Genomic DNA, 12,852 nt, shown 5'->3' with positions numbered 1-12,852 from the left:
GGGCCTAATCATCATGAACGTGCGTGGGCAAGAGAAACCGTTAGGGCTGTGGCATGTGGTGGCGATCGGCATCGGTGCGATGGTCGGCGCCGGTATCTTTGCATTGCTTGGACAGGCGGCGTTGTTGATGCGGGCCTCGACTTGGTTGGCGTTTGCCTTCGGCGGGATCGTCGCCATGTTCTCCGGTTATGCCTATGCACGTCTCGGCGCGCGTTATCCCAGTAGCGGCGGGATCATCGATTTCTTCCAGCAGGGGTTGGGGAGTGGTTTGCTGAGTTTGGCGTTGTCGTTGCTGTATCTGGTCACGCTGGTGCTGACCATTGCCCTGGTGGCGCGCGCGTTTGGCGCCTATGCCGCCGATCTGTTGCATGACGGTAGCCAGGATCAGCGGGTGATCCTCGGCTATGCCCTGGGGGTGATTGCCGTAATGGCGCTGTTTAATGCGTTGAGCAGCCATGCGGTGGGGCGGTTGGAGCTGGGACTCGTGGCGGTGAAGTTGACCATTCTGCTGGTGCTGATTGCCGCTGGCATCTGGAGCTTACATCCGGCGCAGTTGACGGTCGTCTCGCATACCGGCAGCGGTGCTTTCTTCTCCGCCATCGGTATCACCTTTCTCGCCTATGCCGGCTTTGGCATGATGGCCAACGCGGCGGATAAGGTGCGTAACCCCGCCGAGACCATGCCGCGAGCCTTTGCCTTAGCGATCGGGGGGACGGCGTTGTTGTATATCGTTTTAGCGTTGGTATTGGTCAGCGAGGTACCGGCCGCCGAGCTAGCACGTTATGCCGACACGGCGGTGGCCCATGCGGCTTATCCTCTGCTAGGAGACGTCGGCTATACCATTGTGGCGATCGGAGCCTTATTGGCGACGGCGTCGGCGATCAATGCCACCCTGTTTGCCGCCGTGAATATCATGGCCAGTATGGCGCAGAAGGGGCAACTGCCAGGGGCGTTTCGCCAGAGGCTATGGCGCCAGAGTACTGTCGGCAATCTACTGGTTGTGGCTGTTATCATGCTGATGACGTTGTTACTCGATCTCGGTGCCTTGGCGAGCGTTGCCAGCGCTACGTTCCTCTTCTGTTATTTGGCGGTTTTCGTGGTGGCCTGGCGTCTGCGCCATACCATTGGTGCGTCGGCGCTGCTGTTGGGCTGCGGGGGGCTGGTGATGACCTTGGTGATCGTCGGTTTTGTCTTTAGCCTATGGCAACAGGGCAGTGTGGCGTTGCTGTGGGTGGCCGCGGCATTGCTCATTAGCTTGGGGATGGCGCTGTTCTGCCTACGAGGAGCGACGACATGGAAGCGCGGCTAATTGAGTTTTTGCTCACCTATGTCACCTTTCTGTCGATGTTTTGCCCTCCGGCTACGATTACCGCGGCAACCATTCTGTTGGGACAGCTTCCTCCCCATGCCTTGCGTCAACTGGCTTGGAAGGTCGCCGGCGAATATGTGGTGGTGATGCTGATCGCCATCTGGATTGGTAACTTTTTACTGATGGCACTGGGGTTGAATGCCCATGCGCTCACCGCTACCGGCGGCGCGGCGTTGCTATTCCAGGGCTGGCCGTTGATGACCAAGGGCACCAAGGCTGAGCCGGCACGGATGCCAGAAAGCCACGTCAATGTGCAGGAGATGGTGCTGGTGCCGTTGCTGTTCCCCTTGACCATCGGCGGCGGTACTATCGCCGTCGGCATTTCGCTGGCCAGCCACAATGATTCGCTCTTCGGATTGTTGCAATTGTCAGCGGTGATCCTGGCGATGGCACCGACCATCGCCTTCACCTTCCTGGCCGTCGGGCCGTTGCATGGCCGTCTTTCCGCCGGTGCCATCGATGCCATGGCGCGCATCGCCGGTATTGTGTTGGTGACGCTATCGCTACAGTTACTGGCCTCTGGATTGACGCCGCTGGTGCTGCAGTATGGCCTCGCGAAGTAGCCGATGGCGCTGCGCACGGACGGGAGAGGGCGGAGGAGCGCGGTGCGATGGCTGCGAACGGCCGCGATCCTCAACGCTTGACGGAATAACGGCACGCGCGCGGGGCGCGCGCCGGTGGGACGGGCCGTTAGAAGCGGGCGCCTACGAGGAGGGCCGCGCTGCCGCCGCCGCGCTTATCGCCGACGGTGCCGTCGGCACGCAGCGCCAGCGACCAGGTGCCGTAGCCGACGCCCAGCTCTGCGCCGCCGCGCAGCTGGTTATCGCCGCGGACGTGGACGATCGGATCCAGCGTCGCGCTGCCCAGCTGCAGATCCGCCCGGCTATTTTTATCGCCCAGACCATAGCGGTATTCGGCGAACAGTCGCGGTGCTATCTGCCAGTCGCCGAGGCTGATGCGATAATCGCTGTCCAGGCGCAGGGCGATATCGTTACGGCTGTCGCTGAATTGGGCGACGTCGAGAGCTAGCGTATCGTGTCCCGACTCGCGGAATGCGTCCTGACGCAGATAGCTGCCCTGTAGCGCCAGCGACGGCGTCAGACGCCATGCTGAGCTCAGATTGGCTTCATAGCCAGCCGTCAGCGCATAGCTGTAAAGCCACCCGTCGCTCTCTGCCCGCGCCTGCCCCAGGTTTCCCATCTGCCGGCGAGGTTCATACTGACTCCAGCCCAGCCCCGCGTTCAGAGAGACAAAAGGTGTACCGCTCTCCGCCGTCGTTTGCGGACGGTAGGTGAGGGCGAGTGTCAGACTGTTGACATCCACATCGGCCTCACTGGCGCCGCTGCTCAGCGTGCCATAGGTTCTCGCCAGTTGACCGTACAGCGTCAGAGCATCGGCTACGCCAGCGCCCAGCCCCAGTGCGATGCCGGAGGTCTGCCCTTTACTGCCCGCGCCGTCGTTGCCGCCGTCATAGGTGCGGTTGTCGGCCAGGTAGTTCAGGTAGACATCCAGGTCGCCCTCTTGCAGATGCACGCTGCGTTCGCGAGCTTGCAGCGTGTCGTTGAGCATCCCCGGAACCTCCAGCAGATAGTTAAAGGCATCGACATGTAGCGCGCTGCCGGGGATATGGCTGACCCGGGTTGCTCTCTGCGCGTTGATGTCGACGCTGGCCTGGATGCCGGCGGGGGTTTTGACCTGCATCTGCGCCCCGTCAATCGCGACCAGCAGCGTATTCTCCGGTGCAGCGCGGTTGGCGATATCCCGTACCAGCAGGACATCCTGGGTCAGGGTTATCGGTTTGCCGGGATCGAGGATGCGCGGCTCCGTGAAGCGCTCCAGACGGGGAGTGCTGCTGGCGTCAGGGAGCAGGACATAGGTGGGATCGCTGGGCGCCTCGACCCTGCCGGTGACCAGCGCGGGCAGTGGGGTACCGGCGCTGACCAACAGGCCGTCGCCGCGAAGTTGATAGCCCTGCGGGGTAACGACGGCGTTTGGCGTCAGGCGCCAGTCGCCGACGCGCATCTCGGCGCCGCGTAGGGTAACGCGGTCACTATCCTGCACGGGCAGGGCGAAGTCCGCCTGATAGCCGTTGGCGAAGGTATAGCGGTAGGCTTGGATCAGCGGGCGCAGCGGCGGTGGAACATCGCGGCTCAGCAGCGCGACATCGGAAACGCTGCCGTCCGCCATGACCTGATAGACATTGAACGGGTTCAGCGCGCCGTAGCGGATATCGGCGATGGTGTGGGCGTCACCACCGACGGGCGCGGTGCTGACAACCCTGAAGCTGTCTTTGCCTTGAATGAGCTGAATACAGCTACTGTCGTTGCAGGAGGGGGTGTAGATGTAGAGGCTATCGGTAAACCGATAGTCTGGCGTTATCTGTCCACGTAGAGTGACGTCACGGCTGCTTTCGTCCAGTACGAAGATATCGTTACCGTTGCTCAGGGCGATGTCGCCGTACAGCGCGCTGTTGAAGCTGAGCAGGAAGTCGTCTCCCGCGGTCTGGGTGATATCGCCGCCCACCAGACTGTTATTGAGGATCAGCGTCGGCACGTTGGTAAAGGCTTTTGTCAGACTAGGCAATACACCGTCCTTCAAACGCACAGCGATGTTGGCCGCATTATCTAGAACGACGACACTTTGGCTGAACGCCTGACGCTGCCCGCTGTCATAGCCTTCATCTGTCAGCAGGCTATAGGCATTGCTGTTACCGTGGTAGATACCGTGCGAGGTGACACCGTCGCCGATGGACAGATTCAGTGAGTTCTGCAGTAGCAGCAGGTTGTCCTGACTGCTGGCGTTTTGGAATACCCCATAAGCGGCCAGGGCATTGCTGTAGGCCAGGTTGATGCTGTTGTTTAGGCGCAGCGAATTATGGTCCGCGGAGGCGTCCAGCCAGATCCCGGCAGAGTAGACGTTAGCGCTGTTATCCTGAGTCCGCTGATAAACGCCACCGTTAAAGACGTGGTCTAGCGTCACGTCGTTATCTTCCTTGGTGATAAACAGCCCCGGATTCATGCTGCGCGCCGGCTGGCGCGTTTTCAGATTAGCATCTGCATCGGCTGCAGTGTGAGCCGGCTGGTTAACGGCAAGATTAACCTGATTGCTCAGGGCCAGTGTTTCGCCTTTGTGTGCAGAGACTCTGTCTGCCATCGCTTCTGCGCTGAGGTAGTAGCGATTAACTTCGGGCGGATTTTCCGCCTGTTGATAACGGGTAGAGATAAGCCCGATGCGTGCCTGTTGCAGCAGCGCGTTTCGATTGGGGGCACTGTTATCCAGGTTCGCGATATCCCATACCAGATGGAAGCCAGTCTGGTAGCGGTTATTGTCGCTGTCGGTGTAGGCATACTCCTGTAGGTTATCACGCAGGTAGCCCGGCACATCGGATGCTATCTTGCGGCCATCGCGTTGTGGCCCGGCCGTTTCAGCCTTGACGACCTCACCTTCGTTGCGCGGTAGCGTGACCGGCAGTGCACCAGAGGGGGTGACGTTACCGGCGAGTACATCCACGACCGCTTCAGAAAGAGTGGCAAAGCTGGCGGTGATGGCAGCCGCACCCGGCTCCAGATTTTCCAACAGCCACGGTTGGGACAGGTTAACATTGACGATGGTGGGAACTTTCGCCTGGATCATATTGATGCGATCGATATCAATGCCGTTATGATCATTGACTTGCAGGTTGTAGACAAATTCTGCGCTCTGTTCGAACAGGCCGACGCCGTCTGCCGGTTTGACGAATAGCAAGGCATAGTCAGCATTATTGATGTCAAACGTAACGTTTAGCCAGGGCGCCTGGCGTTTGATAGCCTGGTATAGCGTCAGCGTGTCCGTCGCCCGCTGCGCCTCGGCGTCGCGTGAGAAGAACTCGATGTAGACCGGCGAATCGCCGATCTTTGCTTCGGTCAACGGCAGCAGATTGCCGCTGTTCTTCAGCACCACGACCGACTTCTGATGGGCCTGGTAGGCGGCCTCGTGCCGCGCCGGTTCATTGAAAATATCAACGGCCTGCTGCGGATCGCGGTAGGGGTCTTCAAATAACCCCAGGCGGAACATCTCCGTCAGCAGCCGTCCGGCGGCCTGATCCAGTACCCCCTGGCGGAAGGCATCTTCCGTGGCAAAGGCGTCCCGGAACAGGAATACGTCGGAGAGATCGCTGAACACGTCCACGCCGTTGGCGGCGCCGAGGGCGACGCGCTGGGCCAGCGTGGCCGCCTCCAGCCCCCAGGCCATGCCGGTCAGAATACCGGAATCGCTGTTGATATAGCCGGTAAAGCCGATCTGATCGCGCAGCAGACGGTCGATCAGTTTGTGGCTATAGGCAAAGCCCAGCTCTTCGCTAAACCCGTTCTCCAGGAATTTCTCCGGGCGCTTCTTGGCCAGATACAGCGGATCATAGATACGGTTGCCGAAGCGGTCGCGGGTAAACAGGGTCGAGCCGTCGCCGGCGTTATTGACGCTCTTCTCCGCCTCGGGAATATCGCTGAGATACAGCTGAGGCAGGCTCATGGCGTCGCTGGGACGCGCATAGTAGGGCATGATCGACGAGGTGCCGGCATCGACGGCGGCGATAAAGCCGGGCAGATGGTAGCGGTACAGGCTGTATTTGGTCGGGTAGGGGGAGTATTGACCGTAGACATAGTGGGGATCGGTACCGCGATCGCGGGCACCGCCGCCGGGGAAATGTTTGCTGGTCATGGCGATGCCATGGTTGCCTAGCGTATCCCCCTGGAAGCCGGTGACGATCTGACGCGTAGCCTCGGCGACGATCTCCGGGCTATCGCCAAAGGTGTCGGCCAGTCGAAACCAGCGCGGATCGGTGGCGGTATCGGCCATGTAGCCATACATCTTGCGGATTCCGGTGGCGTCCCACTCCTGTGCCGCCAGACGGGCAAAGTCTTGGATCAGATTAGTTGTATGCCCACGGGTTTTCATTTCGCCGATAAAGGCGGCCGCCATCCCCAGCGTGCTGGGCCACAGAGAGAAGGTGCCAGCGGACTCCTGTAGGCCGAAACCGACATTATTGGTATTGTGGTTGCGCGGGTTCGAGGTGACCACCACGGGGATCCCGAACTCGGAGCTTTCCGCGACCTGTTGCAGGGCGTTGGTCCAGATAGCCAGCGTCAGCGGATCGGCGTTGCTGCGATCGATCATAAAGCGCACTTTCCAGTCGAGGATCCCTTCGGTCGCCGGCGCGCTGCGTTCAATGACCGGCTTTTCAAAGAACTCAAAGCTGTCGCCCGGGGCGCTGAATACGTTGCTGGTGGCTTCCCGGTAGCTTTCACATAAAATACCGTTAGCGTTAGCCGTGGCGCAGTTGCTCGCCGAGCCTAAATATTGTGAGCCGATGAGCATCAGCCCGAGTTTATCTTCATTAGGCATTTGACGTAGCAGGTCGACCACCCGGAGTGCGATGGGGTTACGCCAGTCTTCATAGCCATCCAAGACGCCATTTTTATTGGCGTCTTTAAAGTAATATGCATTGGTCGAGTCGTTTAGCGTAATAATAGGTGTCGTGCGCGTGGAGAGGCGAGGCTGTGCATGGGTAGCCCACAGTGGCGATAGCGTCCCCATCGCGAGTAGCAGCGTGATGGTGCGTGCGAGCGTAGTGCGGCGAAAAGGCGTACTCCGTTGGTTTTTCATCGCGGTGTCCTTGCGTTAATGTGAGATAAAAACGCGACACACATAGACTCGACCGTGGCGAACAGCATCGGTGGCCTGCTGATTGCGGAATCTTTTGGGCTTATTCTGCGAGGTTAATGGTGTGTCACTGGCTAATTAACCTATTTTTACCTCGTTGTTTTTAAGTTTAAGGCTATTGTCTGAGTAATCTACGGAGCGCGGCGGACTTATTTGGGGATATCTTTTTATTGTTTTTATATTGATTGGCTAAATAGAAGATCAATATATTTTCGATGGTTTGTTTATTTCCCAAGCTACTTTTCTTTTGCCCGCTGTCGCCGAGGCCTCCCGCGGCGGAACGTGCTACTATGCCGTCTGTCTCGCTAGCAACCAAGGAGTCGCTATGGAACAATCGCTGATGACGTTAAGCCGCGAGGTGGGCGAGCGTCTGCGTGCGCGTGGGGCGCAAATCACCTGTGCTGAGTCCTGTACCGGGGGGCTGATCGCCAAGCTGTTGACCGATATTGCCGGCAGTTCAGGCTACTTTGAGCGTGGCTTCGTCACCTACAGTAATCGGGCCAAGGCGGAGATGCTGGGCGTGGCGGGCGACCTGTTGGCGCAGCATGGGGCGGTCAGCGAGCCGGTGGTGGCCGCCATGGCGGCGGGGGCCTTGCGCGCCGCGCGCGCGGATTTCGCTATCGCGGTGAGTGGCATCGCCGGACCCGACGGCGGCAGCGCGCAGAAACCGGTCGGCACCGTCTGGTTTGGCTTTGCCGCCCGCAGCGGAGAGCCCCTGTGCCTGTGCCGTCATTTTGCCGGTGGGCGGGATGCCGTGCGACAGCAGGCGGCGCAATTTGCCTTGCGGACGCTGCTGGAAAAATTTCTTATGTGAGTCTTGATACTGTATGAGCGTACAGTATAATCAAGGTCAATTTCAGATTTGCTATGCGTGGAGTAAACGGATGGACGAGAACAAACAACGTGCCCTGGCTGCGGCGTTAGGCCAGATTGAGAAGCAGTTTGGTAAAGGTTCTATCATGCGTCTGGGCGATACCCAAACGTTGGACATTGAGTCCATTTCAACCGGTTCTCTGAGTCTGGATGTGGCGCTGGGCATCGGTGGCCTACCGATGGGGCGTATCGTCGAGATCTTCGGGCCGGAGTCCTCCGGTAAAACCACGCTGACCCTGTCGGTCATCGCGCGCGCTCAGGCGGCGGGGAAGACCTGCGCCTTTATCGATGCCGAGCATGCGCTGGATCCGATCTATGCCGCCAAGCTGGGTGTTAACGTCGACGATCTGCTGGTGTCACAACCGGATACCGGGGAGCAGGCGCTGGAGATCTGCGATGCCCTGGTGCGTTCCGGCGCGGTCGATGTGATCATCGTAGACTCCGTAGCGGCGCTGACGCCGAAGGCGGAGATCGAAGGTGAAATGGGGGATTCCCACGTTGGTCTACAGGCGCGTTTGATGTCGCAAGCGTTGCGTAAGTTGACTGCAAACATCAAGAACGCCAACTGCCTGGTGGTGTTTATCAACCAGATCCGTATGAAGATTGGGGTGATGTTCGGTAATCCGGAAACCACCACGGGGGGGAATGCGTTGAAGTTCTACTCTTCCGTGCGTCTGGATATCCGCCGTATCGGTGCCATTAAAGAGGGCGACGAGGTGGTTGGTAACGAGACTCGGGTGAAGGTGGTGAAAAACAAGGTCGCGCCGCCGTTCCGTCAGGCCGAGTTTCAGATCCTGTATGGGGCCGGTATCTCTAAGGAGAGCGAGCTAATCGATCTGGGCGTCAAACATAAGTTGCTGGATAAATCCGGTGCCTGGTATAGCTATAATGGCGATAAGATCGGCCAAGGTAAGGCGAACTCGATGAAGTTCCTCCAGGAGAACCCGGCGATCTCTGCCGAGCTGGAGGGCAAGCTGCGCGAGCTGCTGTTGAGCCATGCCGCCGCGACCGATGCCGATCGCGCCAAGGGCGAAGTCGATGACGAGGCGCTGCCGGACGATGAGAACTTCTGATGGTGTCGGGAGTCCAGGCAGCGCGGGCGTGGTGAAGGAGGCTGACGGCCTTAACCGCGCGATGCGTCTGTTGGCCCTGCGCGACCATAGTGAAAATGAATTGCGCCGCAAACTTGCGGCGCAAGGCGTTTCTGAGGCGGAGATCGACTCGGTCATTGCCCATTGTTATCATTACCAGTGGTTGGACGATGGGCGCTTTGCCGAGCGTTATATCGCTTCGCGTAGCCGCAAAGGTTACGGAGCCCAGCGTATCCGTCAGGAGTTGGGGGCGCGCGGCGTGGCGCGCGACGTGATCCAGCAGGCGTTAGCGGAGTGCACGGTCGACTGGCATGCCCAGGCGCGCCGCACGCTGGAACGCCACTTCTCTCTGCCGCTCGCCAGCGATTGGGCGACGCGGGCCAAAGTACAACGTTATCTCCTTTACCGCGGCTTCTTCCAGGAAGAGATCCAGGATGCCTTACGCGATTTAATCCGGTGAATGCACGCGGTGTTTTACTTCACGGTGAAGAAATTTTATCTTAGTGTCACTTTGTGTTCGTGAGCGGGCGTCGGCAGCGGAATGCGGGCTGGTTTGTTCACGGACTGTTCTTCTAGCCTGACTCCGGGACATTTATGAGCAAGAGTACCGCTGAGATCCGTCAAGCGTTTCTCGATTTTTATCACAGTAAGGGCCACCAGGTGGTGGACAGCAGCTCCCTGGTGCCGAACAACGATCCGACCTTGTTGTTTACCAACGCGGGGATGAACCAGTTTAAAGATGTTTTTCTGGGCATCGACAAACGTAGCTATAGCCGTGCGACCACCGCTCAGCGTTGCGTGCGTGCCGGTGGTAAGCATAATGACCTGGAAAACGTCGGCTATACCGCACGTCACCATACCTTCTTCGAGATGCTGGGTAACTTCAGCTTCGGCGACTACTTCAAGCATGATGCGATTAAGTTTGCCTGGGAACTGTTGACCGGCGCGCAGTGGTTTAACCTGCCGCAGGAAAAACTGTGGGTGACGGTGTACGAGAGCGACGACGAGGCTTACGACATTTGGGCCAATGAAGTCGGTGTGCCGCGTGAGCGTATCATCCGCATCGGCGATAACAAAGGCGCCCCTTATGCTTCCGATAACTTCTGGCAGATGGGGGATACCGGTCCGTGCGGCCCTTGCACCGAGATCTTCTACGATCACGGCGCGCACATCGCCGGTGGGCCTCCGGGTAGCCCGGATGAGGACGGCGATCGTTACATCGAGATTTGGAACATCGTCTTCATGCAGTTCAACCGCCAGAGCGACGGTACCCTGTTGCCGCTGCCTAAGCCCTCTGTCGATACCGGCATGGGGCTGGAGCGTATCGCCGCGGTGTTGCAGCATGTTAACTCCAACTACGACATCGATCTGTTCCGTACCCTGATCGCCGAGACGGCGCGGGTGATCGGCGTAGACGATCTGAGCAGCAAGTCGCTGCGCGTGATCGCCGACCATATTCGCTCCTGTGCCTTCCTGGTCTCAGATGGCGTGTTGCCCTCTAACGAAGGGCGCGGCTATGTGCTGCGTCGCATCATTCGTCGCGCGGTCCGCCATGGCCACATGCTGGGGGCCAAGGCGTCCTTCTTCTATAAACTGGTTGCGCCGTTGATCCAGGTGATGGGCTCTGCTGCCGATGAGCTGGCGCGTCAGCAGGCGATGGTTGAGCAGGTGCTGAAGACCGAAGAGGAGCAGTTCGCTCGTACGTTGGAGCGCGGTCTGGCCCTGTTGGATGACGAGTTGGCGCAGCTGGATGGCGATACCCTGGATGGCGAGACGGCATTCCGCCTGTACGACACCTATGGTTTCCCGTTGGATTTGACCGCCGATGTGTGCCGCGAGCGCAATCTGAAGGTGGATGAAGTCGGCTTTGAAAAAGCGATGGAAGCACAGCGTCGCCGGGCGCGTGAGTCCAGCGGCTTCGGGGCCGACTATAACAGTATGATCCGCGTCGAGGGACGCACAGACTTTACCGGTTATCAGTTGCAGCAGCAGGCGGCGACGATCACCGCGCTGTTCCGCAACGGTCAGGCGGTTGATGCCTTGCAAGCTGGTGAGGAAGGGGTAGTGATCTTGGATCAGACACCGTTCTACGCCGAGTCCGGTGGTCAGGTGGGCGATCGGGGTGAGCTGACTGCATCCGGCGTCAGTTTCGTGGTCGATGACACGCAGAAATATGGTCAGGCCATCGGCCACCTCGGCAAGGTCGCTCAGGGGCATTTGCAGGTCGGCACGCAGGTGCAGGCGAGCATCGATGTCGCTCGCCGCGATCGTATTCGTCTGAGCCACTCGGCGACCCACCTGATGCACGCTGCGTTGCGTAGTGTGTTGGGCACCCACGTGGCGCAGAAAGGGTCATTGGTGAGTGATGGTTACCTGCGTTTCGATTTCTCTCATCCCGAGGCGATGAAGCCGCAGCAGATCCGTCAGGTTGAGGATATCGTCAACGCGCAGATCCGCCGTAACCTACCCATCGCGACACAGGAGATGGGGCTGGAAGAGGCGAAGGCTAAAGGGGCGATGGCGCTGTTCGGTGAGAAGTATGATGCCCAAGTGCGTGTATTGAGCATGGGAGACTTCTCGACGGAGCTGTGCGGGGGGACTCACGCCGAGCGTACCGGTGATATCGGGCTATTCCGCATTGTGAGCGAAAGCGGTACCGCCGCTGGCATTCGTCGTATCGAGGCGGTGACGGGGGAGCAGGCATTACAGGCGATGCATCAGGAGAGCGATATGCTGCGTGAAGCGGCCTCTCTGGTGAAAGGGGACACGCAGAGTGTCGCCGAGAAGATCCGTGGGCTGATGGAGAAGAGCCGTCAGTTGGAGAAGGCACTACAGCAGCTTAAAGATCAGCAAGCCGCACAAGAGAGTGCGTCGCTGAGTGCGCAGGCCGTCGAGGTTAACGGGGTGAAACTGTTGGTCAGCCAGCTGCACGGCGTTGAGCCGAAGATGCTGCGTACCATGGTAGATGACCTGAAAAACCAGATGGGGAGTTGCATCGTGGTACTGGCGACGGCGGAAGAGGGCAAGGTGAGCCTGATTGCGGGGGTGAGTAAGGATCTGACCGCGAAGGTGAAAGCCGGCGAGCTGATCGGTATGGTTGCTCAGCAAGTCGGGGGCAAGGGCGGTGGTCGTCCGGACATGGCACAGGCGGGGGGCAGTGATGTCGCCGCGTTGCCGCAGGCGCTGGCCAGCGTTGCCGGTTGGGTTACTGCTAAGCTCTAACCTAGATAGCTAACAATAAAACGCCGTATCCTATTGTTGGGTACGGCGTTTTTTTATCTTGTTTTGTTTTCTATGTGATAAATTTTGCAATATTGCTGATGATTTGCGCTAAACTTGTACCCATGATGTAGCGCGCGATAATCTGCTTACACATTATGAAGTTGTTGCTGTTTACGTTTTTACTACAGATGATGGATAATGGCGGGGATAAACTGAGAGACCCGACTCTAATTAATCTTTCAAGGAGCAAAGAATGCTTATTCTGACTCGTCGAGTTGGTGAGACCCTCATGATTGGCGATGAGGTAACGGTCACCGTATTGGGGGTAAAAGGAAACCAGGTTCGTATCGGTGTGAATGCTCCGAAAGAGGTTTCCGTGCATCGAGAAGAGATTTATCAGCGCATTCAGGCGGAAAAGTCTCAACCGACGACCTACTGATTCCTGTGTAGCGTCTCGCAACGTGGCGAGACGCTTACGCACAGCTTGCCCTTTGTCTGCTCCGTATCTACTTTTTCCTGCTTCCTGCTTCCTGCTTCCTGCTTCCTGCTTCCTGCTTCCTGCTTCCTGCTTCCTGCTTCCTGCTTCCTGCTTCCTGCTTC

General features: G+C 58.7%; 8 protein-coding genes. 7 read left to right on the top strand and 1 reads right to left on the bottom strand.

Features of this window, described 5'->3' with window-relative positions:
- The first annotated feature begins 13 nt into the window (after nt 1-13).
- Together EHO01S_RS15775 and EHO01S_RS15770 are read left to right on the top strand one after the other, a co-directional pair.
- Nucleotides 14-1,309 carry an APC family permease gene (locus EHO01S_RS15775; RefSeq protein ID WP_035370803.1) on the top strand — a complete coding sequence of 432 codons (1,296 nt, stop codon included), beginning with the start codon at nt 14-16 and terminating at the stop codon, nt 1,307-1,309.
- Nucleotides 1,294-1,932 carry a MarC family protein gene (locus EHO01S_RS15770; protein WP_024524867.1) on the top strand — a complete coding sequence of 213 codons (639 nt, stop codon included), beginning with the start codon at nt 1,294-1,296 and terminating at the stop codon, nt 1,930-1,932. Before EHO01S_RS15775 ends, EHO01S_RS15770 begins: the two co-directional genes overlap by 16 nt.
- Nucleotides 1,933-2,059: 127 nt before the next feature.
- On the opposite strand, the gene EHO01S_RS15765 is transcribed toward EHO01S_RS15770, so the two are convergent.
- Nucleotides 2,060-7,009, bottom strand: a complete 4,950-nt coding sequence (locus EHO01S_RS15765) for an autotransporter domain-containing protein (protein ID WP_024524866.1) — start codon at nt 7,007-7,009, stop codon at nt 2,060-2,062.
- Nucleotides 7,010-7,391: 382 nt separating this feature from the next.
- On the opposite strand from EHO01S_RS15765, the gene pncC reads away from it, so the two are divergent.
- From pncC to csrA, 5 genes are all read left to right on the top strand, one after another.
- A complete protein-coding gene (pncC, locus tag EHO01S_RS15760; RefSeq protein WP_024524865.1) occupies nt 7,392-7,880 on the top strand; it encodes a nicotinamide-nucleotide amidase in 489 nt (162 codons plus the stop codon).
- A 70-nt stretch (nt 7,881-7,950) separates the two neighbouring features.
- Complete coding sequence (gene recA, locus EHO01S_RS15755; RefSeq protein ID WP_024524864.1) at nt 7,951-9,012, top strand: recombinase RecA; 1,062 nt, start codon at nt 7,951-7,953, stop codon at nt 9,010-9,012.
- On the top strand, nt 8,999-9,490 hold the full coding sequence (locus tag EHO01S_RS15750) for a regulatory protein RecX (protein ID WP_051355229.1): 492 nt from the start codon (nt 8,999-9,001) through the stop codon (nt 9,488-9,490). Before recA ends, EHO01S_RS15750 begins: the two co-directional genes overlap by 14 nt.
- A 134-nt stretch (nt 9,491-9,624) precedes the next feature.
- Nucleotides 9,625-12,252, top strand: a complete 2,628-nt coding sequence (alaS, locus tag EHO01S_RS15745) for an alanine--tRNA ligase (protein ID WP_024524862.1) — start codon at nt 9,625-9,627, stop codon at nt 12,250-12,252.
- A gap of 253 nt (nt 12,253-12,505) precedes the next feature.
- Complete coding sequence (gene csrA, locus EHO01S_RS18550; RefSeq protein WP_002209449.1) at nt 12,506-12,691, top strand: carbon storage regulator CsrA; 186 nt, start codon at nt 12,506-12,508, stop codon at nt 12,689-12,691.
- Nucleotides 12,692-12,852: the final 161 nt, after the last annotated feature.

The sequence above is a fragment of the Edwardsiella hoshinae NBRC 105699 = ATCC 33379 genome, assembly GCF_000474215.1.
In the GTDB taxonomy this organism is placed as follows: domain Bacteria; phylum Pseudomonadota; class Gammaproteobacteria; order Enterobacterales; family Enterobacteriaceae; genus Edwardsiella; species Edwardsiella hoshinae.
This window is presented reverse-complemented; position numbering and strand designations above follow the sequence as displayed.

What these genes read in the sequence shown, in the direction of transcription:
- EHO01S_RS15750 (WP_051355229.1), top strand. Translation starts at nt 8,999, where the DNA reads ATGAGAACTTCTGATGGTGTCGGGAGTCCAGGCAGCGCGGGCGTGGTG.
- pncC (WP_024524865.1), top strand. Translation starts at nt 7,392, where the DNA reads ATGGAACAATCGCTGATGACGTTAAGCCGCGAGGTGGGCGAGCGTCTG.
- recA (WP_024524864.1), top strand. Translation starts at nt 7,951, where the DNA reads ATGGACGAGAACAAACAACGTGCCCTGGCTGCGGCGTTAGGCCAGATT.
- csrA (WP_002209449.1), top strand. Translation starts at nt 12,506, where the DNA reads ATGCTTATTCTGACTCGTCGAGTTGGTGAGACCCTCATGATTGGCGAT.
- alaS (WP_024524862.1), top strand. Translation starts at nt 9,625, where the DNA reads ATGAGCAAGAGTACCGCTGAGATCCGTCAAGCGTTTCTCGATTTTTAT.
- EHO01S_RS15765 (WP_024524866.1), bottom strand. Translation starts at nt 7,009, where the DNA reads ATGAAAAACCAACGGAGTACGCCTTTTCGCCGCACTACGCTCGCACGC.
- EHO01S_RS15770 (WP_024524867.1), top strand. Translation starts at nt 1,294, where the DNA reads ATGGAAGCGCGGCTAATTGAGTTTTTGCTCACCTATGTCACCTTTCTG.
- EHO01S_RS15775 (WP_035370803.1), top strand. Translation starts at nt 14, where the DNA reads ATGAACGTGCGTGGGCAAGAGAAACCGTTAGGGCTGTGGCATGTGGTG.